The sequence below is a fragment of the Rubrivirga marina genome, assembly GCF_002283365.1.
In the GTDB taxonomy this organism is placed as follows: Bacteria; Bacteroidota; Rhodothermia; order Rhodothermales; family Rubricoccaceae; genus Rubrivirga; species Rubrivirga marina.
Genome location: NZ_MQWD01000001.1, coordinates 4486009 through 4509178 on the forward strand (window position 1 = coordinate 4486009; position 23170 = coordinate 4509178).

Annotated in this window: 13 protein-coding genes; 5 read left to right on the forward strand and 8 right to left on the reverse strand. The window is 72.0% G+C overall.

The window, feature by feature from the left end; translation table 11 throughout:
* Positions 1–44: 44 nt before the first annotated feature.
* The gene (locus BSZ37_RS19170; protein WP_143537738.1) at positions 45–287 is read left to right on the forward strand and encodes a hypothetical protein; all 243 of its coding nucleotides are present in this window, start codon (positions 45–47) and stop codon (positions 285–287) included.
* 46 nt (positions 288–333) lie between these two features.
* Here the strand turns inward: BSZ37_RS19170 and asnB are convergent, their stop codons facing one another.
* A complete protein-coding gene (gene asnB, locus BSZ37_RS19175) occupies positions 334–1998 on the reverse strand; it encodes an asparagine synthase B (RefSeq protein ID WP_095512090.1) in 1665 nt (554 codons plus the stop codon).
* Positions 1999–2656: 658 nt separating this feature from the next.
* Between asnB and smc the strand changes: the two genes are divergently transcribed.
* From smc to BSZ37_RS19190, 3 genes are all read left to right on the forward strand, one after another.
* Positions 2657–6211, forward strand: a complete 3555-nt coding sequence (gene smc / locus BSZ37_RS19180; RefSeq protein WP_179299765.1) for a chromosome segregation protein SMC — start codon at positions 2657–2659, stop codon at positions 6209–6211.
* 84 nt (positions 6212–6295) lie between these two features.
* Positions 6296–6775, forward strand: a complete 480-nt coding sequence (locus BSZ37_RS19185) for a hypothetical protein (protein ID WP_143537739.1) — start codon at positions 6296–6298, stop codon at positions 6773–6775.
* A gap of 58 nt (positions 6776–6833) precedes the next feature.
* A complete protein-coding gene (locus tag BSZ37_RS19190) occupies positions 6834–8657 on the forward strand; it encodes a hypothetical protein (RefSeq protein WP_095512093.1) in 1824 nt (607 codons plus the stop codon).
* A gap of 4 nt (positions 8658–8661) precedes the next feature.
* On the opposite strand, the gene BSZ37_RS19195 is transcribed toward BSZ37_RS19190, so the two are convergent.
* From BSZ37_RS19195 to BSZ37_RS21660, 7 genes are all read right to left on the reverse strand, one after another.
* Positions 8662–9390 carry an HAD family hydrolase gene (locus BSZ37_RS19195; protein WP_095512094.1) on the reverse strand — a complete coding sequence of 243 codons (729 nt, stop codon included), beginning with the start codon at positions 9388–9390 and terminating at the stop codon, positions 8662–8664.
* Between the two features lie 3 nt (positions 9391–9393).
* Positions 9394–10680, reverse strand: a complete 1287-nt coding sequence (locus BSZ37_RS19200; protein WP_095512095.1) for a glutamate-5-semialdehyde dehydrogenase — start codon at positions 10678–10680, stop codon at positions 9394–9396.
* Positions 10673–11806: a glutamate 5-kinase gene (proB, locus tag BSZ37_RS19205; protein WP_095512096.1), complete on the reverse strand. Its 1134-nt coding sequence runs from the start codon at positions 11804–11806 to the stop codon at positions 10673–10675. The genes BSZ37_RS19200 and proB overlap by 8 nt, the downstream gene beginning before the upstream one ends.
* 76 nt (positions 11807–11882) lie before the next feature.
* Positions 11883–15743 (reverse strand): multifunctional oxoglutarate decarboxylase/oxoglutarate dehydrogenase thiamine pyrophosphate-binding subunit/dihydrolipoyllysine-residue succinyltransferase subunit, encoded by a 3861-nt coding sequence (locus BSZ37_RS19210; RefSeq protein WP_095512097.1) that lies wholly within the window; start codon positions 15741–15743, stop codon positions 11883–11885.
* A 192-nt stretch (positions 15744–15935) separates the two neighbouring features.
* Positions 15936–16448, reverse strand: coding sequence for a sulfotransferase family protein (locus BSZ37_RS19215; protein WP_143537740.1), 513 nt, complete (start codon positions 16446–16448; stop codon positions 15936–15938).
* Positions 16449–16583: 135 nt separating this feature from the next.
* Positions 16584–17519, reverse strand: a complete 936-nt coding sequence (locus BSZ37_RS19220) for a T9SS type A sorting domain-containing protein (RefSeq protein ID WP_095512099.1) — start codon at positions 17517–17519, stop codon at positions 16584–16586.
* A 105-nt stretch (positions 17520–17624) separates the two neighbouring features.
* Complete coding sequence (locus BSZ37_RS21660) at positions 17625–19823, reverse strand: alkaline phosphatase family protein (RefSeq protein WP_179299766.1); 2199 nt, start codon at positions 19821–19823, stop codon at positions 17625–17627.
* A 289-nt stretch (positions 19824–20112) separates the two neighbouring features.
* Between BSZ37_RS21660 and BSZ37_RS19240 the strand changes: the two genes are divergently transcribed.
* Positions 20113–23169 (forward strand): SusC/RagA family TonB-linked outer membrane protein, encoded by a 3057-nt coding sequence (locus BSZ37_RS19240; protein ID WP_179299767.1) that lies wholly within the window; start codon positions 20113–20115, stop codon positions 23167–23169.
* Position 23170 lies beyond the last annotated feature (1 nt).

Sequence of the window (23170 nt, forward strand, 5' to 3'; positions counted from 1 at the left end):
GGACATGTTGGGGGCCGCCTTCCCCCTCGCGCCCGATGCCGCGAGTGTACCAAGACGACGTCGCCCGCCTCCTCCGCCGACGCGGATGGGCCAAAGGAGCGGCGGGCAACGACGGTCGGTTCATCGAGTGTCTCAAGTACCTCGGCGTGACGCGGCGCGACGGGACGACGAATACGGACCTCGTCCGCAACGGCCAGGAGGTCGGCGGCGCGCTCGCCAGCCTGGGGCGCGGGGAGATCAAGGCCGAGGCGACCGACCTGATCCGCACCTTGCGGCTCCCGGACTGACCCGCCTCGGTCCCTCCGTCGAGACACCGAGGCGGGCGGGGTCGGCTCAATAGGCCTCGACGTGGACGCCCGCGACGGCCCGACCGCTCGGGTCGGCGGACGACTCGAAGGACGCGTCCCAGGCGAGGGCCTCCGGCGTCGAGCACGCGACGGACTTGCCGCTGGGGACGGTCCGCGCGCAGGCGTCGTGGGGGTAGTGCTCCTCGAAGATCGTCCGGTAGAGGTAGCCCTCCTTCGTGTCCGGCGTGTGGATCGGGAAGCGGAACGCGGCGCTCGCCATCTGCTCGTCGCTCACCTCGCGCTCGGCCCAGTCCTTCAGCGAGTCGATCCACGAGTAGCCGACGCCGTCGGAGAACTGCTCCTTCTGGCGCCACGCGACGGACGCCGGGAGCATGTCCTCGAACGCCTCGCGGAGGATGTGTTTTTCCATTTTGCCCTCGCTCGGGCGCTTCGCCTCGGGGTTCAGGCGCATGGCGACGTCCATGAACCGCTGGTCCAAAAACGGGACGCGCGCCTCGACGCCCCACGCGGCCATCGCCTTGTTCGCGCGGAGGCAATCGAACAGGTGGAGCCGGTCGAGCTTGCGGACGGTCTCCTCGTGGAACTGCTGGGCGTCGGGCGCCTTGTGGAAGTAGAGGTAGCCGCCGAAGATCTCGTCGGCCCCCTCGCCCGAGAGCACCATCTTGATGCCCATGGCCTTGATCCGCCGCGCCATGAGGTACATCGGCGTCGCCGCGCGGATCGTCGTGACGTCGTAGGTCTCGAGGTGACGGATCACGGAGGGCACGGCGTCGATCCCCTCCTCGACCGTGAAGTGGAGCGTGTGGTGCTCCGTCCCGATGTACGCGGCGACCTCCTGGGCGGCCTTGAGGTCCGGGCTGCCTTCGAGGCCGATGGCGAACGAGTGGAGGTGGGGCCACCACGCCTCCTGCTGGTCGTCGGCCTCGACGCGCTTGTGGGAGTACTTCTGCGCGAGCGCCGCCGTGATCGAGGAGTCCAGCCCGCCGGACAGGAGCACGCCGTACGGCACGTCGGTCATGAGCTGGCGCTTGACGGCCGCGTCGAGCGCCTCGCGGACGGCCTCGGGCGCGGCGCCGTTGTCCTTGACGGGCTCGTACTCCATCCAGTCCCGCGTGTAGTAGCGGACGGGCTCGCCGACTCTGCTGTCGAGGACGTGGCCCGGAGGGAACGTCTCGATCTGCTTGCAGACCGGCACGAGCGCCTTCATCTCGGACGCCACGTACAGCGTCCCGTGCTCGTCGCGACCGGTGTAGAGCGGCATCACGCCCATCGGGTCGCGCGCGATGAGGTACCGGTCCTGCTCCGCGTCGTAGAGGACGAAGGCGAAGATGCCGACGAGCGTGTCGAGGAAATCGGCCCCGTGCTCCTGGTACAGGGCGAGGATGACCTCGCAGTCGGAGTCGGTCTGGAACTCGAAGGGCTCCGACAGCCCGGCCCGCAACTCGCGGTGGTTGTAGATCTCGCCGTTGACCGCGAGGGCGTGCGTGCCCGCCGGGTTGAGGAGCGGCTGCGCCCCGTGGATCACGTCGACGATGGCGAGCCGCTCATGCGCGAGCACGGCCTTGTCGGTGGCGTAGACGCCGGACCAGTCGGGGCCGCGGTGGCGCTGGAGGCCGCTCAGGCGGACGGCCGTCTGGCGCGCGGCGGCGGGGTCAGTGGCGAGGTCGAGGAGTCCGAGGATGGAGCACATGGGTCCGGGGGTGGAGATCGGGCGGGGCGGGCAAAAAAAAGCGGCCCCTCCTGAAGTGGAGGGGCCGCTCGGGTCGGTGTGTGGGGTCTGCCTTAGACCAACGCACGCCGGCACTCGCGCCTCCTCCAGGAGACGGGATTGCGATTGGCGTTGTTGAGAATCCGGGTCAAGGCAGGGCGCCGGTCGGTTGCCTTCACGATATCGCCAGAATCGGCGACGGGTCAAGGGGCGACGGGCTTTTCCCCTGGAGCCGTTGTCCCCCACCAGTTGGCCGGGGCGGCCACTCGGCCCATGTGCCCAGTCCGAGACGGGGAAGCGACGTTTCGAACGTCCGATTGTGAATCCGACGGCTTCGTGACACGAATCCCACATCTTCCCGTAGGATAGGGCAAGGGAAGCCGCCGCACGACGTCCATCTGCGCAGCGGCACCTGGGGCGCGGGGGCCGTGGTGGGACCCCGCGCCCCGCCCTTTGGGGCGGCCCCGGCGGTCGGCAGACGCCGCGCCGGGGCCCGCCACAAAGGGATTGGGGCCCGAGCCAACGGCCGCGAGTCGCCCCGCCTCGGCACCGAGGCAGAGGGAGTCGGCCACGGCTCGCTCCACGTCGAAGGGCACGCCGGGCTGTCGATATCTTCCGGGCCTCCCCCGGACCCCGCCCCGTGTACCTCAGCCGGCTCGACCTCCACGGCTTCAAGAGCTTCGCCCAGAAGACGTCCGTGGACTTCTCCCCCGGCGTCACGGCCATCGTGGGGCCCAACGGGTGCGGCAAGTCGAACGTGATCGACGCCGTGCGGTGGGTCCTCGGCGAGCAGCGGTCGCGGCTTCTGCGGAGCGAGTCGATGGCCGGCGTCATCTTCAACGGGTCGTCGGGGAAGAAGCCGCTCGGGATGGCTGAGGTCTCGCTGACGGTCGAGAACACGCGCGGCGTCCTCCCCACGGAGTATTCGGAGGTCACAGTCACGCGCCGGCTCTACCGCAACGGCGACTCGGAGTACCTCCTCAACGGGACGGTCTGCCGGCTCCGGGACATCCTCGACCTGTTCATGGACACCGGGATGGGCGCCGGGGCCTACTCCGTCATCGAGCTGTCGATGGTCGAGGACATCCTCTCGGAGCAGGCCGACGACCGCCGCCGGCTGTTCGAGGAGGCCGCGGGCGTGACGAAGTACAAGCGCCGCCGCGCGCAGGCCCTCCGCAAGCTCGACTCGACGCAGGCCGACCTGACCCGCCTCGACGACATCATCGAGGAGGTCGACAAGCAGGTCCGGTCGCTGTCGCGCCAGGCCCAGAAGGCCGCGCGGCACGAACGACTGGCGACGCGCCTCCGCCGGCTCGAACTGGCCCTCGCGGCGCACGACGTGACGCGGCTCCAGGACGAGCGCGACCGGCTTGAGGCCGCGGTCCAGGAAAAGGGCACCGAGGCGGAGGGACTCGGGGCGAAGGTGGCCGCGGGCGAGGCCCAGATCGAGGGCGCGCGGACGGCGCTCGTGGGGCTCGAACAAGACATGGCGAAGGCCGCCCGCGCGCTCCAGACGCACGCCGAGACGGTCCAGAAGCTGGAGGCCGAGATCCGCCTCGGCGACGAGCGCCAGTCGGCCGGGCGGCGGGCCCTCGAGCGGATCGCGCGCGAGCGCGACGCCGACGCGGTCCGCGCGGCCGACGCGGAGCGGGACGAGGCCGAGGCCGCCCAGCGGATCGAGACGGCCGAGGCCGCGCTCGCCGAGCGCGACGCGGCGCTCCTCGTGGCGGAGGGGGAGCGGACGGAGGCGCGCGACGCGGCGGAAACGGCCCGACAGAACGCGCAGTCGGCGCGGGCGACGGCGGCAGAGGCGACCGGGGCGCTCCGCGACGCCGAGCGGGCCGTGGAGCGTGCCCGCGACCGCCGCGCGTTTCTGGAGCAGGACGCCGAGCGTGTCGCCGCCGAGCGCCAGCAGCTCGCCGACGCGCCGGAAGCCAAGACCGATCGTGCGCCGCTCAACGATGCCGAGTCTGCCCTCGACGCGGCCAACACAACGCTGACGCGAGCCGTCGAGGCCCGAGACGCCGCGCGCGCCGCGTTCGAGGCCGCCGACGCCGACCGGCAGCACGCCCGCGCCGCCGCCCAGGCCGCGAAGGCGGAGGCCGACCTCCTCCAGGCGCTCGTCGAGGCCGGCCCGGGGGGCGACGGCGCCGTCGCGTTCCTCGTCGCGCATCCCGATGTCGAAGCGCCTCTCCTGGCCGAGGTTGTCGGGGCGAAGGAAGCGGACCGGCTCGCACTCGACGCGGCGCTCGGCGCGTGGTCGCAGGCCCTCGTCGTCCCGGACGAGGACGCCGCCGACGCCGCCATCGGCCGGCTGCGGGCGGCGGATCAAGGACGGGCGACGTTTCTCGTCCTCTCGCGCGTCGGCAAATCGCAGACGGAGCGATCGCCGGTGCCGCCGGGCGCGACGCCCGCACTTGACCTCGCCCGCGCCGACGAACGGTACACGCCGCTGCTCCAGGCGCTCCTCGGCAACACGTTTGTGGTCGAGTCCATGGTCAAGGCTAGGTCGCTGCGCGACGCCTACCCCGTCGCCCGGTTCGTGACGCGCGAGGGCGCGTGGACCGACGCGAGCGGCGCCGTCCACGGCGGGAGCCCGACCCCCTCGGACGCCGCCGGGCGGATGGGCGTCCGCGAACGGCAGGCCGAGGCGGCCGACGTGCTCGACGCCGCCGAGCGCGCCCGGGAGGCCGCCGAGCAAACCGCCGAGGCGGCCCGAGCCGACCGCGACGAGGCCGAGACGGCCCGCCGTCAGGCGGAGTCAGACCGCGATCGGGCGCGCGACGCGCGGGACAAGGCCCGCGACGCCGTCACCCGTGCCGAGGCCGCCGCGCAGGCCCAGGAGGCCCAGTCCGCCCGCCTCGGCGCCCGTGCGGAGGAGATCCGTCAACAGATCGCCGCCCTCCCCGAGACGGAGGCCTTGGAGGACGCTGTCGCCGCGCGCCAACTCGAAGCGTCCGACGCCCACGCGCGACAGGCCATGGCCGACGCCGCGCTCGACGACGCGCAGAAAGCCCGCCAGTCCGCCGAGGCCGCGTGGAGCGACGCCCGACTCGCACACGCCCGGTCGCAGTCGGCGGCCCAGGCCGCCCGTGAGGCCCGCGACCGCGCCGCGCAGACGCGCGCCGACATCGCCCGCCGCCAGGCCGACCGCGACGCCGAGGCGGGGCGGGTCCGCGCCGAGATCGCTGAGGCGGCCGGCTCTGCCGAGGCGGTCACGCAACAGCTCGACGCCGAGCGCCGCAAGACGGACGACCTCCAGCAGCGCGCGTCCGACGCCGAGACGGCCGTCCTCGAAGGCCGGGCGCGCATCGCCGACGCCGAGCGCGCGCTCCGCGAGATCCGCCAGGCCCGGGAGGCCGCCGCGACGGCCCGCGCCGACGCCGAGCGCCGCCTCGCCGAGGTCTCGACCCGCCAGGAGACGACGCTCGAACGGCTCGACGAGGAGCACGGCGCCGACCTCGACGAGGCCAACGCCGAGCTCGACCGGCTCCAGGCCGAGGAGTCGTTCCGGCCCGAGACGGCCCGCGCCGAGATCCCCGACCTCCGCCAGAAGATCCGAGCGCTCGGCGCCGTCAACGCGCTCGCGCTCGAGAGCTACGAGACCGAGCAGGAGCGCCTGAGCTTCCTCCAGGAGCAGCGTGCCGACCTCGCCTCGGCGGAATCCTCGCTCCTCGAGACGATCCGCGAGATCAACGAGACGGCCCGCCAGCGCTTCGACGAGACGTTCACGCAGGTCCGCGCGGCGTTCCAGAAGATCTTCTCGGACCTCTTCGGCGGCGACGCCTCGGCCGACGTGGCCCTCGACGGCGACGACCCGCTGGAAGCGCCGGTCACCATCACGGCCCGGCCGAAGGGCAAGCGGCCCGTCTCGCTGACCCAGCTCTCGGGCGGCGAGAAGACGCTCACGGCCACGGCGCTCCTCTTCGCCATCTACCTCGTCAAGCCGAGCCCGTTCTGCATCCTCGACGAGGTCGACGCCCCGCTCGACGACGCGAACGTGGGCCGGTTCATGCGCCTCATCCGGTCGTTCGCCGACTCGACGCAGTTCATCCTCGTCACCCACAACAAGCTGACGATGGAGGCCGCCGACCGGATGTACGGCGTGACGATGCCGACGCCGGGCATCAGCCGGCTCGTCGGCGTCCGGTTCGACGAGGCGGAGGGCGCCGCCGTCGAGGCCGAGCCGGCGTAGCCCCTCCGCCTCGACGCCGAGGCGGAGGGAGCCGGCATGTCCCGGCGCGCGGGGGCGCATGCCGTTGTGCCCTTGAAGCGTCGTTTGCAGCGCGCCACCTTCGGCGCACTCGCGCTCCGCTCCGATATGCCGAACGTCGTGCTCCTCCTCGCCGCACTGGCATTCGCCGGGTGCGACGTCTTCGAGTCGAGCGAACCGGTCGCATTCACACGGATTGCCCTCCCCGCCCGCCCGGTGCTCGTCAACGGGACGACCGTGGTCCGAGGAGACTACCAGCTCAGCGCCTTCACGCGATCGGTGAACGACAGCCTGATCTCGGTCCCGACCATCGACTTCGACCGCCAGACGGTCCTGGGGGTGTTTTATGGGGGATCGTTCCACGCGGGCTGCCGCGGAAACGTGGAGACCATCGAGGGCATCCGGTTGGCGGGCGACGCGCTCATCGTCGAGGTCGGCCCGCTACCGGACCTGGGTCCGTGCCGGGCCATCGTGTATCCGTCCGACATGGTCGTGGTCAACGCGCGGGCCACGTCGGTGCGGTTCGTCGGGGCGGTCCCGCAGTAGAGCACGGGAACGGCCCGGTGGGGCTCCGGCGTAGCTTGGCCGTCTCCCCCCGACCGCTATGCCCGACGCGCTCGACTCGACCGCCGAGGCCCTCTCCCGACGGCTCCTCGCCACGGCCCCCGCCGACCGGCCCCGCACGGCGCTCGACGTGGACGGCCTGCCGGCGCCGGTCGCCCACCTGCTCCGCGCCCGGCTCGCCCTCGCCGTCGACGACGCGGCCCCGCGGGCGTCCGAGTGGATCGGTGGGAGCGACGTCGAGGCGGCGGCGGCCGACTGGCGCGAGGCGGCCACGCGGGCCGTCCGCTTCCCCGCCACCGTTTGGGCCGACGCCGTCCGCCAGGCCGTTCGCCTCGCCCTGGCCCACCTCGTCCGCCCCGCCGCGACGCTCGCCGACGCCGCGTTCGAGGGCGAGACCGGGCCGCTGCCGATCGGGGTCGCGCTCGACCGGGCCCGCGCGTTCGGCCCGTATCCGTACCTCCCGCAGATCGCCGCTCGTTACGCCGAGCGGAAGGGGGTCGAGGCGCTCGGGCGCGACGAGTTCGCCGGACTCCTCCAACGGATCGACCGCCGGATGGTCTCGACGTTCGGCCCGGCCGACTGGATGACGCTCCTCGGGCCGCTCGTCGCGCTCGTTGGCCCCGTCGGCTCGCCGCCGGGGACGATCCCGACGGGCCTGCTCCGTCCGCTCTTCGAGGCCCGCGGCGCCGACAGCCTCGCCGACGTGCTCGACGGGATCGACGCGGTCACGGCCGACGAGCTCCGCGCCCGCCTCGGCGCCACGCTCACGCCCGACGAGCCGGACCCCACGCCCGAAGCGCGGGTTGAGGACCCGACCGCCGGGACGCCCGAGCCGTCGGCCCCGCAGCCCTCGGCTCCCCCGTCTGCCCTCCCCGCCGACACGGCGGAGGCCGACGAGCCACCCGATCTCGAGTCCGAGTCGGCCCCCACCACGGAGGCCGCCGCGAGCGAGCCCCCCGACTCGCCTTCGGCGGCCGGGGAAACCGGCACTCTCGAATCGTCGAGCGAGTCGCAGCGCGCCATCGCCACGGCGCCACCGGACCTTCACGCCCCGCCCTTGCCGCCCGTCGCGGACGGCGTCCGCCCGCCTGCGATCGGCTCGAGGTATCAGTCACCGGAGTACGACGAGGCCCACGACTCCGAGGTGCTCGGCCCCGCCCGGCCCGCCGCACCACCGCCCGGACCGGAGCCCGATGAGCCGGAGGGCGAGGACGGGATGGACGAGGTCCGCGACGTCATCGCTGCGCCGAGGGAAGACCCGCGCGCGCCCGACGTCCCGGTGCTGGACCTCCCCGACGAGACCCACGAGGCGGACGCGGAAGTCTCGGATGACCTGCCACCCGTCCTCGCCGACGAGCCCCCCGCCCCGACGACGGCCGAGGCGCACGAGGGTGACGAGGAGCCGTTGTGGATGCGGATCGCCCGGCGCCAAGCCGAGCCGGCAGCCGGGGCCCGGGATGCCGAGGAGCCTCCTGCCGAAGACAGCGCGCCCGACGACGAGCCGCTCTGGAAACGGTTCGCCGCCTCAGAGCTCGCCCAGAAGCTCCCGACCCCACCCCGCGATCTGGCCTCGTCCGGAGACCTCGACGACGTGCCCAGCAGCCCCACGCTCGACGCCCTCGAAGCCCGCGTCCTCGGCCCCGGCGCCCGTGACCGCCGTGCCTGGTACGTCGAGGAGCTGTTCGAGGGATCGCCGGGCGCCTACCACCGGACGCTCGACCGGATCGACCGGGCCGCCAGCTACTCCGAGGCCACCCACATCGTCTCCGCCGACATCTTCCGCGCGCACCACGTCAACCCGTACACCGACAGCGCGGTGGCCTTCATCGACGCGCTGCAGGTCCAGTTCGACGTGCGCCGCTAGCGGGTCAGGCCGCCTCGGCACGCCGACGGACGGCCTCGGCGAGGTCCTCGGGCTCGACGAGCCCGTCCGCGGGGAGCACGCCGTCGCGGACGAGGTCGAGGAGGCCGGCGCGCGTGAACTCGGTCGGCACGGCGAGCACGGTGAGCCCGGCCGCGACGGCGGCCCGCGCGCCCGTCGGCGAATCCTCGATGGCGAGGGACCGGGCGGGGTCGGCGCCGACGTGTCCGAGCGCGAGCTCGTAGCCGCACGGGTCGGGCTTGTGCGCCTCCACGTCGTCGGACGTGACGACGGTGTCGAACGCGTCGCCGAGGCCGAGGGCGTCGAGGACGGGCCAGGCGTTGGCCCGGTCGGTCGTCGTCACGATCGCGGTGGCGTGAGCCATCCGGTGGGCCGTCTCGACGACCGCGAGCGCGGCGGGCAGCGCGTGGCGGCGCACGAGGTCGGGGTCGCGGAGCATCCCGCGATAGCGTCCCAGCCGGAGGGTCACGAACGACTTCCACGGCTCGACCGAGGGATCGTGCGCCCGGGCGGCCTCCGCCAGGTCGAAGTGGTCGAGGAGGCCGGCGGCGATCGTCTCCCGTCCGCCCCCGATGTAGGGGACGTAGGCCGCCTCGACGTCGGCCGGATCGATGTCCGGGCGGAGCTGGTGAGCGGCCCAACCGTAGGACTGGCCCTTCAGCGACTCGGTGTCGGCGAGCGTCCCGTCGAGGTCGAAGGCGAGGAGGTCGAGCACGGGCTAGCTCGCGCGGGGCGGGACGGCGTGGCGCGTCTCGCCGGCCCCGTGGACGACGAACTTCTGCGTCGTCAGCGCCTCCAGCCCCATCGGGCCGAACGCGTGGAGCTTCGTCGTCGAGATGCCGATCTCCGCGCCCAGCCCGAGCTCGCCGCCGTCGGAGAACCGCGACGACGCGTTGACGAGCACGACCGACGCGTCCACCTCGCGGACCCACCGGCGGGCCGCGGCCACGCTCTCGGTCGCGATGACCTCAGTGTGCTGCGAGCCGTACGTCGCCACGTGGTCGAGCGCGGCGTCGAGCCCGTCGACCACCCGGACGGCGATGATCGGCGCGAGGAACTCCGCCTCGTAGTCCGCCTCGGTGGCCTCGGGGACCGACTCGCCGAGGATCCGGCGCGTGGCGGCGTCCCCACGGAGCTCAGCGTCGTGGGCGGCCAGCTCGCGGTGGGCGCGCGGGAGGAAGTCGGCGGCGACGGCCTCGTGGACGAGGAGCGTTTCGAGCGCGTTGCAGACGCCGGGCCGCGAGAGCTTCCCGTCGAGGAGGAGGTCGAGCGCCACGTCGAGGTCGGCCGTCTCGTCCACGAACAGGTGGCAGACGCCCTTGTAGTGCTTGATGACTGGCACGCGGCTGTGCTCGTCGACGAACCGGATGAGGCCCTCGCCACCGCGCGGGATGACGAGGTCGAGGTGCTCGCTCATCCGGATGAGGTCTTTGATCGCCTCGCGGTCCGTTGTCGGGACGAGGGTGACCGCGGCGGGGTCGCCCCCCTCCCCTTCCAGCGCCTCGTGGAGCGCCGCCGCGACGGCCCGATTCGAGTGGACCGCCTCCGAGCCGCCCCGTAGGACGACCGCGTTGCCGGCCTTAAAGCAGAGTCCCGCCGCGTCGGAGGTCACGTTCGGCCGGGCCTCGTAGATCATGGCGATCACGCCGAGCGGCACGCGCATCCGCCCGACCTCGATGCCGCTCGGCCGCCGCCGCGTTTCGGCCATCTCACCCACGGGATCCGCGAACGACGCGACCTCGCGGAGCGCATCCGCCATCCTCGCAATCCGCTCGGGCGTGAGCGTGAGCCGGTCCGTCATCGCCTCCGACAGGCCGCGCTCGGCGGCGCCGTCGAGGTCGCGCTGGTTGGCCTCGAGGATGGCGGCCTCGTGCGCTTCGAGGGCGTCGGCCATCGCCCGAAGCGCTCGGTTCTTGGCGTCGGTCGAGAGCGTGGCGACCTGCCGGGACGCCCGCTTGCAGGCGACGACGAGGTCTTCGAGCGTGGCGGTCGGGATCTCAGCCATCGGGATCGGGAGTCTCAAGGAGCGCAAGATCGTCACGATGGACGACGGCCGAGGGGCCGGCGTAGCCGAGGACCGCTTCCAGCTCCCCGCTCTGCCGTCCGCGGACGCGCACCAGCTCGTGAGCTGCGTACCGGACGATCCCCCGCGCGAGCACCCGGCCCGCCTCGTCGGCCACCTCGACCGGCTCGCCGCGGCCGAAGTCGCCGGCGACAGCCACGACGCCGGGCGCCAGCAGCGACGCGCCGCGGCGGCAGACGGCGTCGGCCGCGCCCGCGTCGACCACGAGCCGGCCGGCGACTGGCGTCGCGTGCAAGAGCCAGTGCTTTTTCGCGGGGAGCGGCGGGTCGAGCGCCCGAAACAGCGTCCCGTGGAGCGCCCCCTCCGCGAGCGCGCCGAGGCGGGCCGCGTCGGTGCCGTTGACGAGGACCGTGTCGATCCCGCGCGAGGTCGCCTTCTCGGCGGCCTGGAGCTTCGTCCGCATCCCACCCGTTCCGGCGTCGGTCCCCGCCCCGCCCGCGAACGCGTGGACGCCCGCGTCGACCCGGTCCACGACGGGCACGAGGCGGGCGCTGCCGGTCGTCCGCGGGTCGGCGTCGAACAGGCCGTCGACGTCGGTCAGGATCACGAGGAGGTCCGCCTCGGCGAGCACGGCGACGTGGGCGGCGAGGTTGTCGTTGTCGCCGACCTTGAGTTCGTCGACCGCCACCGTGTCGTTCTCATTGACGACCGGGACGACCCCGCGACCGAGCAGCTCGGCGAGCGTGTTCCGCGCGTTGAGGAAGCGGTCGCGGTGGACGAGGTCGTCGTGCGTGAGGAGGACCTGCGCGGTGGGCGCGTCCAGAAATCGCCCCCAGTGGCCCATCAGCCGGGGCTGGCCGACGGCCGCGAGCGCCTGCTTCTCGGGGATCGTCCGCGGCCGGCCCCCGCCCAGGGCGGCGCGTCCCGCCGCGACGGCGCCCGACGACACGACGACGACCTCCCGCCCGGCCGCCCGACTCTCGACCACGAACCGCGCGATGGCACCGAGATGGACGTCGCTGGGCACGCCGTCCGGCGCCACGAGCGCGCTCCCCACCTTCACCACGGCGCGCGACCAGGGGCGGAGCGGGGTCGATGTAGAATCCATAGGATCGCAGTGGCCTGTCAAACGACGTAGGGGCACACCGGCGGCGTGCCCCTACGAGTCCACCGAGGCGGGCGCGCTAGCCCTCGATCCCGAGCGCGGCGCGGAGGACCTGTTCCTGCACGGCGGCGTGGACCTTGGCCGAGCCCGCGGCGGGCGAGGCCGCCGCCGGCCGGCCGGCGTACGTCACGCGGTGCGAGCAGTCACCGTGGAGGTCTTCGCGGAGCGCGTCGAGGCGGGGCTGGACGAACGTCCAGGCGCCCATGTTGGCCGGCTCCTCCTGGAGCCACACCACGGGCTTGCCCTCGAAGCGCGCCAGCTCCTCGCGGACGTCGTCCTCGGGGAACGGGTAGAACTGCTCCAGCCGCGCGACGGCCACCGACGACGGGCGGTCGAGCGCCTCGCGTGCCTTGAGCGCGTCGTACACGACCTTGCCCGAGCAGATCACGAGGCGGTCCGCCTCGGGCGCCTCGGACGCGATGAACGGGCGGTAGGCGCCGTCGGCGAGCTCGTCAACCGACGTCACGGCCTCCGGGAGGCGGAGGAGCGACTTCGGCGTCATCACGATCAGCGGCTTCTTGGCGCCGCGCAGGACCTGCCGGCGGAGCGCGTGGAAATAGTTGGCCGGCGTCGAGTAGTTGGCCACGATGAGGTTGTCCTCGGCGCACGCCTGGAGGAACCGCTCGAGGCGGCCCGACGAGTGCTCCGGGCCCTGCCCTTCGTACCCGTGCGGGAGGAGCATCACGAGCGACGACGTCTGGCCCCACTTGGCCTCGGCTGCCGTAATGAACTGGTCGATCATGATCTGCGCCCCGTTGACGAAGTCACCGAACTGGGCCTCCCACAGCACCAGTGCCGACGGGTCGGCCACGGAGTAGCCGTACTCGAAGCCGAGCGCCGCGTACTCGGAGAGAAGCGAGTCGTAGACCTGGAACCGGGCTTGGCCGTCGCCGGGGCCGCCCGGCGTGAGGTGGTTGAGCGGGAGGTACCGGTGGCCGTCCTCCTGGTCGTAGAGGATCGCGTGGCGTTGGCTGAATGTGCCGCGCCCGGAGTCCTGGCCGCTAAGGCGGACCGGCGTGCCCTCGAGGAGCAGCGTCCCAAACGCGAGCGACTCGGCGAAGGCCCAGTCGATCGTGCCCTCCTCGAACTGCTGGCGGCGGCGGTCGACGACGAGCCGGGCCAGCTTCTTGTGGACCTGGAGGTTGTCGGGCATCGTGACGAGCCGCTCCATGACGTGCGTCAGCGCATCGCGGGGGGCGGCCGTCTCGACCGCGGCGTCCTCGGTTTCGATCGCTACGGCGACGGGCTGGCGGTCCTTGTTCTTCTCCGCGAGCTCCTTGGTCTCCTCGAACGCCCGGTCGAGGATCGACTTGAAGTCGTCCAGGATCTCTTCGGCCTGCTCCGGGGTGAGCTCGCCGCGGCGGAGGAGGAGCTCGAGGTACAGCTTCCGGACGCTCCGGTGCGCGCCGATGTCGGCGTACATGAGCGGCTGCGTGTAGGACGGCTCGTCGCCCTCATTGTGGCCGTACTTCCGGTAGCAGACGAGGTCGATCACCACGTCCTTGTTGAACACGTTCCGGTAGTCGAGCGCGAGGCGCGCGACGCGGACGGCCGCCTCGGGGTCGTCGCCGTTGACGTGGAAGATCGGGGCCTGGATCATCCGCGCGATGTCGGTCGCGTAGGCCGAGCTCCGCGAGTGCATCGGGAGCGTCGTGAACCCGATCTGGTTGTTCACCACGAGGTGGACCGTCCCGCCCGTCCGGTAGCCCTCGAGCTGCGACAGGTTGAGCGTCTCGGCGACCACGCCCTGCCCGGCGAACGCGGCGTCGCCGTGGACGAGGATCGGGAGCACCCGGTCGCGGAGCCGTTTTTCGGACGCGTCCGGGTTGTCCTCGACGATCCGCTGCTGCATGGCCCGCGCCATCCCCTCGACGACCGGGTTCACGGCCTCGAGGTGCGACGGGTTGGAGGCCAGCGTGAGCTGCGTTTCCGAGCCGTTGGGCGAGGTGTGCGTGCCGGTCTGGCCGAGGTGGTACTTCACGTCGCCCGAGCCGTGGACGGCGTCGGGGTCGACGGTCCCCTCGAACTCGCTGAAGACCTTATCGTAGGGCTTCCCGAGGATGTTCGTGAGGACGTTGAGCCGCCCGCGGTGGGCCATCCCGATCACGACGTCCTCGGTCTCCTGGTCGGCCGCGTCGGAGATGACGGCGTCGAGGAGCGGGATCATCGTCTCGGCGCCCTCGAGCGAGAACCGCTTGTGCCCGATGTACTTCGTGTGGATGAACTGCTCGAGGGCCTCGGCCTCGTTGAGCTTCTCGAAGATCCGCTTCTTCCGGGCCGTGTCGATGGGCTCGCGGAACTGCTGGGGCTCGATCCGCTCGATGAGCCAGCGCTTCTCCTCGGGCGAGGAGAGGTGCATGAACTCGCTCCCGACGTGGCCGGTGTAGGTGTCCCAGAGCGTGTCGAGGATGTCGCGGAGCGTCATCGAGTGGTTCCCCGCGAGGCCGCCGCCCGTCACGCCGGCCATGCCGCCGGTGAAGAACGTCCGGTCGAGGTCCCAGACCGTGAGGCCGTAGCTCGCCGGGTCGAGCTCGGTGTGATTGCGGGGCTCGTAGCCCAGCGGGTTCGTGTCGGCGAGGAGGTGGCCGCGGACGCGGTAGGCCCGGATGAGCTCGTAGACGCGGGCCTGCTTCTCGACCTTCGAGGCCTTGGCGCCCGAGCCGAGGGCGGCCTTGCCGAGCGCCGGCGTCGAGTCGGCCTTGCCGCGGAAGGGCGGGATGTGGAGGCCGAGGCTCTGGAAGACCTCCTCGTAGAAGCCCCTCCCACCCTGGAGGAGCGTGGCGATGACGTTGAGGAACTCGCCCGACTCCGCGCCCTGGATCACGCGGTGGTCGTAGGTGCTCGTCATGGTCATGACCGGCGAGAGCCCGAGGCGGGACAGCTCGGCCGGGTCCATCCCCTCGTACTCCGGCGGGTACCCGATCCCACCGACGGCGACGATCACGCTCTGGCCCGGCATCAGCCGCGGCACGGACATCTGCGTCCCGATGCCGCCGGGGTTCGTGAGCGTCGCCGTCGTCCCGGCGAAGTCGTCGAGCTGGAGCTTGCCGCCGAGGGCGCGCTTGACGACGTCGTTGTAGGCGCCGAGGAACTCGGCGAAGCTGAGGGCCTCGGCCTTCTTGATGTTCGGGACGAGGAGCTGGCGCTTGCCGCGCTTCTCGATGTCGATGGCGAGGCCGAACGACGTGCTCGCCGGGTCGATCCGCTCCGGCTCGCCGTCGTGCTCGCGGAAGGCGGCCTTCATGCTCGGCACGGCCTCCATGGCCCGCACGATGGCGTAGGCGATGAGGTGCGTGAACGTGACCTTGTCGCCGCCGACGCGCTGTTGGTGCCGGTTGATGAGCCGCCGGTTCTCGCTGAGCAGCTTGACGGCGATCTCTCGCACCGACGTGGCCGTCGGGATCGTGAGGCTGGCCTCCATGTTCTCCACGATCCGTGCGCCGACGCCCTTGATGGCGCTGGCCTCGGCGCCCTCGGGCAGCGAGATGTCGGGGGCCGCCAGCCGGGCGGGGAGCTCCACCGGTCCGGTCGGAGCGCCGTCCCCGCCGGCGGGCGCACCGTTCGACGTGCTCGGCCTCGGCGCCGAGGCGGGCGGGGTCGGGGCGGCGGGGGCCGGCGGCGTCGGGCGCGGCGCGGCCGCCGGGGCGCCGTCGCCGCTGGCCGGCGTCGCGGGCGTGGCGCCGTGACCGTCGGCCGGCTCGCCCGCGAGCATCCGCGCCTTCGTGTCTGAGTCCGACGCCTCGGCGCCGATCGAGGCGGAGTACGTCGGGCCCGGGTCGAAGTCGGCGAAGAACTCGCGCCAGCTCGCGCTGACGGACTCCGGGTTCTGCCGGTACTGGGCGTAGAGGTCCTCGACGTAGCCGCTGTTGAATCCGAACATGCTGGGCGGCCCGGTGGGCCGAAAAGGAGTGCGTAGGGCAGCGTTCGAAGGTACGCGCCGGCCCCGGCGACTGATTCCTGAAGACGCGGCGGAGGGCTCGAACGCGACGCGGGCCGCCTCTGGGAGACGGCCCGCGGTGGTGGGACCCGGCAGCGGCGGGGCGGAACGGTGGGTTAGCGGGCTGGCCTCACGTCACCCCCGCCCCTCTCGGTAGAGGGAGGCGTCGACCACCCCGGCCATCGCCGCCGTGTCGAGGCGGAGCTCGAGGAACTCCGCGACGCACTCGGCCTGCTTCCGCGGGCACGCCACCGTGGCGGCGTAGGGCACATCGAGCGCGGCCGCGCCGGACCGCGCCGCGACCCACGCCTTCGCCCGCTCGACGTGCTGCTGGAAGGGCCCCCGCAGCACGTCTGGGCTGACGGCCGGGCGCCCCAGCCGCTCCAGCATCCGTCCCTGGGAGCGGAGCACTTCGTCCAGGTCCCGCTCCATGAACAGGACTCTGTAGTCGGCCCCATCTGGCAGATGAGGGAGGAGGGGCGCGATCACCTTGACGGCATGCCCCTCTGCCTCCGCCGCCCAGGAGTTGTCGATGCGAAGCCGTTTGACGCGGTCGTCCTCGTAATACCCCCGGGGGTTGCTCGCGTCCGGTGGCCGCGCCCCGTCCGTCACCGGAGGGAGGCCGCCGGCCTCGAGCATCTGCATCATGAGAGAGGTGCCAGAGCGGGGCAACCCAGAGACAACCGTGATCATGCGGGGGGGACCGGGGACTCGTGCAGCATGACGTACGTGTGGCCCCGGCGGCGTGCCGCCGGGGCCACACAGGGCCCGGAAGAAGGGCGCCTATCGGACGATCGTCACCGGGAACGTGTCGGTGAACGTCTCACCGGAAACGCGGACCATGTAGAGGCCGGCCGGGAGGCGTGCCCCGTCGATGTCGATGGTGCGGGCGCTCTCTGCCGCGAGCGTGCCCTCAAAGAGGACCGCGACGGGCTGTCCGAGCGCGTTATAGAGTTCGGCCGTCGTCGCCTGGGTGCGGGTCACCGTGAGCTCAAAGCGCGTCCCCGTTGCGGAGGGGTTCGGATAAGGTGGCGAGAGCCGGTGCGTGCTCACCGTCTCTGGCCCACCTTCGCCGGCCGTGCCCATGTCCCCCGTCGTGATGGCAGCGTCGGGGGTGGCGTTGTAGGCCGCCGAGACAGCGATGATGGCCCCCCCCTGCGCTGGCACCTCGACGAGGGCCCAGCCGTAGTGCGTGGTCGTGTTGCCCCCCTCATCGCTCAGAGAGATCCGCAGCCCGACGTATTGCTCCCCGGCACCGACCCAGCCCAGCGGGTCGTCTCCCTGGAAGGTGAAGGTGTTGAGGTAGTAATCCTGGAACTCGCTGCTGGGCCCCACGGTGACGCCGACGTCGAGGGGAAGGGGGTAGTCGTAGTTGTCGCCGCCGAAGGGGACGAGCTCGCCGATGATGCCCGTGACGGTGTCCGGTCCCTCCCCGAGGTCCGGGTCTTCTGGGGCCTGATAGAGCCGGATGTAGTCGCGGGGGTTGCCGTCGTTGTCGACGTCGTCCTCGTTGAACTCGAACTCGGAATCGCCGTCGCCATCGAGGTCCACAAAGAAGCCCCGGTCTTGGACAAACTCACGGTCGAGGTCCACCGTGACGATCTGGGCCTGCGCGGCTGGGGCCAAGCCAGCGGCGGTGGCCGCGGCCGTGGTGTACCAGAACAGGTCGCGCCACGCGCCGTCGCGGGGATCGGAGTCAGGAGTAGCGGAACGTCCCATGAAGACCTCGTGCGTTGGTGAAAGGGGTGGTGGATGGTAGGGACGATGCGGATCGGGAGGCAACCGCGGACTCCCGGGCCGATCGGAAGGAAAGCCTGAGGGACTCTACGCGCCGGCCCCCTCGCCCTCCGAGGCGCCCGCTCGGAGTCGGCGGTACGCCTCGGCGTGAGCCCGGGCTGGGTGGGGCTGTCGGAGGTACCCCATGTAGAGCCGGGCAAGCCAGCGGTGGGCTTGTCGGTAGGTGGGGGCCTGTGTGAGGCACGTCTCGAACGCCTCCACGGCACGGTCGATCCAGCCGAGCCGCGTGAAGGCGACCCCGAGGTAGAAGTGCGCGTCGGGGTAGAAGTACAGGCGGGAGACGGCGGCGAGCCCCGCGTCCATGGCCTCGGTGTAGCGCCGCTGGCCCACGAGCGCCATGGCCCGACCGTGGTGGGCGCGGGCGCAGTCCGGGTCAGCGACGAGGGCCTGGTCGAAGTACGCCTCGGCCTCCTCGAACGTCCGCATCTGGAGATAGACGGAGCCGATCTGCAGCAGGACCTCGACGTCGCCCCCCATCTGGTCACGCAGGCCCTGGAGCTCCGCGAGGGCCTCGTCCGCCCGCCCGTCCCGGAGGGCGAGCTGGGCCTGGAGCACGCGGAGCATCGGGAAGGCCCCGTGCTCGGCCGCCGCCAGCCGGTCGGCGAGGGCGCCAGCCTCGGCGCGCCGGCCGAGGCGGCGGTAGCACTGCGCCAGGAAGTAGCTGTAGCGCGGCTCGTCGGGGAACGCCGCGACGGCCGCCTCGAGCGGGGCGACGGCCTCGGCGTAGCGCCCGGTCGACATGTACACGCGCGCGAGGTGGTACTCCCGCTCCCGGACGGTCCGCTCCACCCGCTCCTCGGCGTCCCCCTCCGGCGCCTCCACGTAGCCCAACTCGACGAGCTGGGACATGGCCTCCCGCTCCGCCCACGGGTCGATCTGCACCTCAGGAGGGTGGAGCCCGGCCTCGCCCGGGACGTCCTCCCACGTCGGGATCGCGTCCGGGACGAACGGCTCCTCGAAGGCCTGCACGAGCGGCGTCCCTCGCATGTCCTGCCCTACAGGGAGCCCGAAGAGCGTCAGCACCGTCGGGGTGATGTCGAGAAGGCTGGCCCCGTAGATCGGCTCGCCCTGGCGGAGGGCCGGCCCCTTCATGCAGAGAACCCCGAAGGGCCGGTGCTCGACGGCCGGGCCGGCCGGGATCTTCGGGATGGAGACGGGGCGGAGGTGGTCGGAGTGGAAGCCGTGGTCGGAGAGGAGGATGACGGTGGTCTCGTCGCCGGCGAGTTCGAGGAGCCGGTGGAGCAGGAGGTCGAAGAACTGGTACCCCGCCGTCACCACGTTCTGGTACCGCTCGAACTCCTCCTCGGACACGTGCGACGGCCGCGGCGGGTGGTACTTCATGAAGCCGTGCCCGAGGTGGTCGAGCGCGTCGTAGTAGACGGCCGTGAGGTCCCACTCGGTGTGCCGCATGGCCCACGTCGCCGCGGCGTGGACCGAGGCGGTCCGGGCGATGATCTTCGCGAGGGCGTTCAGCCTCGGGTCGGCCTGCTGGTCGATCTCGGCGGCGCGGGGGACGAACGGGAGGACGTGCGCCGCCGTCAGCTCGCCGGGGTGGACGCGGAGCGACGAGAGGAACGGGGCGAGGGCCTCGGGGTGGACCGCCCCGGGCGTGGGCGGCCACGGCTCGCCCAGCGGGGCGCCCGCGGTCCGCCAGAAGTCGGAGACCACGACGCCGTCGATGGGCTCGGCCGGGTGGCTCGGCCACCACCCCACGACGTTCGACCGGAGCCCCGCCTGGGTGAGGATGTTCCAGAGCGCCTTGCCCGTCCGTGAGCTGCCGAGCACCGGGCGCACACCGTCGCCCTGCGGGTCCGGCTCGACGAAGTAGAGGACGTTGTGGAGGTCGGCCGTCTTGCCCGTCGCGACGCTCGTCCACAGCATCGGCGAGAAGGGGGGGTCAAGCGTGGCGATGCTCCCGCGCGCGCCGCCGTCGATGAGCCGGGCAAGGGCGGGCAGCTTGCCCGCCTCCAGAAGCGGGTCGATCACCCGCCAGTCGGCCGCGTCCCACCCGATGAGGAGCACCTTCTTCGCGAGCCGCTCGCGTCGCGGCACGTCGGCCCCGAGCGTCCCGTGCGTTCGCGGCAGAGCCTCTGGTACGGGAGGAGGCGTCTGCTCCCCGTCCCGGGCGTCGCGCCACAACCGGAGGCCGACCTCGCCGAGCGCCAGGAGTTGAAGGGACCCCTGCGGCGGAATGAGATACGGGGCGCCAGGCTTGGTGCTCAGCATTGGGAATCGTGTCGAGTCGGACCTGTACCGGGGCCCCCCGCCCGGCCCATGGAGTCCTCCGAAGGTACCTCGCCGCCTGTGCCGGGTGACCGTAGAAGCGGGCCGCACGGGGCCTAGGGGACGGCGGCGGCACTGCCGCTCCATCGACACTTCCCCTCGACAGCCTTCATCGTGGCTACATTCAAGGTCTCCTGGCGGAGTCGGCCGTACCCCCTCGTCTGGCGGTCGGCGTCGACGAATGCCCCGTATCTCTGGCAGGCCGATCCCGCTTTCCTTCCCCGCGCCCACCATGAAGCGAAGCACCCTCCTGGCCCTCCTTCTCCCCCTGTTTTCGACGGCGGCCTGGGGTCAGCAGCACACCGTCACCGGCACCGTCACCTCGGCCGAGGACGGCTCGCCCCTCCCCGGCGTGAACGTCGTCCTGCTCGGCACGACGACGGGGACGGCCACCGACGCTGAGGGGGCGTACACGCTGGGGGTCCCCACGGACGAGGGCGTCCTCGTGTTCTCGTTCATCGGGTACGAACTGCAGGAGGTGGAGATCGGCGGCCGCTCGGAGATCGACGTGGCCCTGGAGCCCTCGTCCCAACTGATCGACGACGTCGTGGTGATCGGGTATGGGGAGGAGACCCGTCGGAACCTGGCCTCGGCGACGACCTCCGTGAGCGCGGCCGAGCTCCAGAACATCCCGGTGGCCGGCGTCGACGCCGCGCTCCAGGGGAAGACCTCGGGCGTCCAGGTGCTCCAGAACTCCGGCACGCCGGGCGGCGGGATCAGCGTCCGCATCCGGGGACACGCTTCGATCGACGCGAGCAACCAGCCGCTCTACGTCGTCGACGGCGTCCCGATGATCTCCGAGGACGTCTCGCAGTTCGGGTTCGGGGGCCAGGACCTCACCGCCGTCACCAACCTCAGCCCCAGCGACATCGAGTCCGTCGACATCCTCAAGGACGCCGCCGCGACGGCCATCTACGGGAGCCGGGGGGCCAACGGCGTCGTCATGATCACGACGAAGCGGGGGCGCGCGACGCGGTCGACCATCACGCTCGACTCCTACGTCGGGACGCAGAACGTGGTCCGCGAGCTCGAGCTCGCCAACGCCCAGGAGTACGTCGCGTTCATGAACGAGGCGGCCCGCAACGACAACCCCAACGCCGGCGACCCCTTCGGCGACCCCAGCGCGGTGACCACCGACACGGACTGGCAGGGCGAGGTCTTCCGCACGGCCCCCATCCAGAGCCACTCCCTCGCCATCCGCGGCGGCGACGAGCGGACGCGGTACTACCTCTCGGGGAGCTACTTCGACCAGCAGGGGGTCGTCATCGGCTCGGGCTACGAGCGCGCCAACGCCCGCCTCAACTTCGACTTCAACGCCACGAACCGGCTCTACCTCAAGTCCTCGCTCACACTCTCGCGCGAGGCGAACAACCGGATCGAGAACGACAACACCATCCGCGGCGTGCTCACGAACGCCATCGCCAACCCACCCGACGTCCCGGTCCGCAATCCGGACGGCACCTTCACCGGCACGGCCGACGGGCTCGCCTACCCCAACGGCGTCGCCATCGGGACGCTCAACACGGGCGAGGCCCTGACGTACCGCGCCATCGGCAACCTCACGGCCGAGTACAGCCTGCTCCCCGGCCTCCGGCTCAACGCGCGCGCCGGGGCCGACGTCCTCAACCTCCGCGAGGACGAGTACCGCTCGCCGCTCATCGGCGGGGATTACGCCGAGAGCGTCAACGGCATCTCGCAGTCGGCCTTCACCTTCTCGACGCGGTACACGGCCGAGGGGTTCGCCACCTACAGCTCCACGTTCGGAGACGCCCACGACGCGAGCGTGACGGGCGGGGCCAGCGTCGAGCTCAACGACACCGAGGACAACTACCTCCGCGCCGTCAACTTCGCCAACGACTACTTCAAGTCGGTCGGCGACGCGGCCGAGGTGGAGGACTACTCCGGCGGGTTCAGCACGCACAACCTCGTCTCGTTCTTCTCGCGGGGGTCGTACATCTACGACGGCCGCTACATCCTCACCGCCAACGTCCGGGCCGACGGGTCGTCGCGGTTCGGGCGGGAGAACCGGTACGGCGTGTTCCCGGCCGTCGCGCTGGCGTGGCAGGCGGCGGAGGAGCCGTTCCTGGAACGCTACGTCGGGGCGGGACGGGTCTTGTCGGACCTCAAGCTGCGGGTCAGCTACGGGCTCACGGGGAACCAGGAGATCGGCAACTACACCTGGCGCGACGCCTGGACGAGCACGACGTACGGCAGCCAACCGGCGATCTGGCCGGTCCAGCTCGAGAACCCCGGGCTGACGTGGGAGACCACGCGCCAGTGGGACGTCGGGGTCGACCTCGGCCTCTTCGGGGACCGCGTCACGCTCACCGCCGACTACTGGGACAAGCACACGAGCGACCTCCTCTACTTCCGCCCCGTCACCTACACGACCGGCTTCGCCGGCATCTCGAGCAACATCGGAGCCGTCGACAACCGGGGGTTCGAGTTCCTGCTCAAGACTACGAACGTCCGCTCGTCCCGGCCGCGGGGCCTCCGGTGGGAGACCTCGCTGAACCTCTCTCACTACACGAACAACGTCGCGGAGCTCTACTCCGACGAATTCATCTCCACCGGCTGGCGGAGCGTGAACCGCGCGGTCGAAGGGTACCCCCTCGGGGCGTTCTTCATGCTCAAGTTCCTCGGCGTCGACCCCGCGACCGGCAACGCCCTCTACGACAACTTCGACGGGGGCGGCGTCTGCCTCGCGGCCGGCACCCGGACCGACGACGAGGCCGCCGTGTTCTGCGACGGCGACGACGTCCAGTTCGTCGGGAGCCCCCACCCCGACCTCACGGGCGGGCTCACGAACACGCTCGCCTTCGGGGGCTTCGACCTCAACGTGTTCGCCCTGTTCTCGGTCGGGAACGAGATCTTCAACGCCACGCGCGCCTTCGCCGACGACGGCGGCGCCTCGCTCGACAACAAGCTGGCCGCCACGATGGACCGCTGGCAGCAGCCCGGCGACGTCACGGACGTCCCCCGCGCGAGCCGCCGGGGGGGCTCCGGGGCCGGGGCCATCTCGAGCCGGTTCGTCGAGGACGGCTCGTTCCTCCGTCTCAAGACCGTGACCCTCGGTTACAGCGTCCCCGAAGCTCTCGCCGCTCGGGTGAGCGCCCGCTCTCTCCGCATCTACGCCTCGGCGCAGAACGTGCTGACGGTCACGAACTACTCGGGCCTCGACCCCGAGTCGAACATGAACGGGTCCGGGAGCAACGTCGCCCTGGGGACCGAGTTCTACACGTTCCCGCAGCCGCGCACCTTCACGGTAGGCCTCACGCTCGGGCTCTAGC

What these genes read in the sequence shown, in the direction of transcription:
- BSZ37_RS19240 (WP_179299767.1), top strand. Translation starts at nt 20,113, where the DNA reads ATGAAGCGAAGCACCCTCCTGGCCCTCCTTCTCCCCCTGTTTTCGACG.
- proB (WP_095512096.1), bottom strand. Translation starts at nt 11,806, where the DNA reads ATGGATTCTACATCGACCCCGCTCCGCCCCTGGTCGCGCGCCGTGGTG.
- BSZ37_RS19200 (WP_095512095.1), bottom strand. Translation starts at nt 10,680, where the DNA reads ATGGCTGAGATCCCGACCGCCACGCTCGAAGACCTCGTCGTCGCCTGC.
- BSZ37_RS21660 (WP_179299766.1), bottom strand. Translation starts at nt 19,823, where the DNA reads ATGCTGAGCACCAAGCCTGGCGCCCCGTATCTCATTCCGCCGCAGGGG.
- BSZ37_RS19210 (WP_095512097.1), bottom strand. Translation starts at nt 15,743, where the DNA reads ATGTTCGGATTCAACAGCGGCTACGTCGAGGACCTCTACGCCCAGTAC.
- asnB (WP_095512090.1), bottom strand. Translation starts at nt 1,998, where the DNA reads ATGTGCTCCATCCTCGGACTCCTCGACCTCGCCACTGACCCCGCCGCC.
- BSZ37_RS19220 (WP_095512099.1), bottom strand. Translation starts at nt 17,519, where the DNA reads ATGGGACGTTCCGCTACTCCTGACTCCGATCCCCGCGACGGCGCGTGG.
- BSZ37_RS19215 (WP_143537740.1), bottom strand. Translation starts at nt 16,448, where the DNA reads ATGATGCAGATGCTCGAGGCCGGCGGCCTCCCTCCGGTGACGGACGGG.
- BSZ37_RS19190 (WP_095512093.1), top strand. Translation starts at nt 6,834, where the DNA reads ATGCCCGACGCGCTCGACTCGACCGCCGAGGCCCTCTCCCGACGGCTC.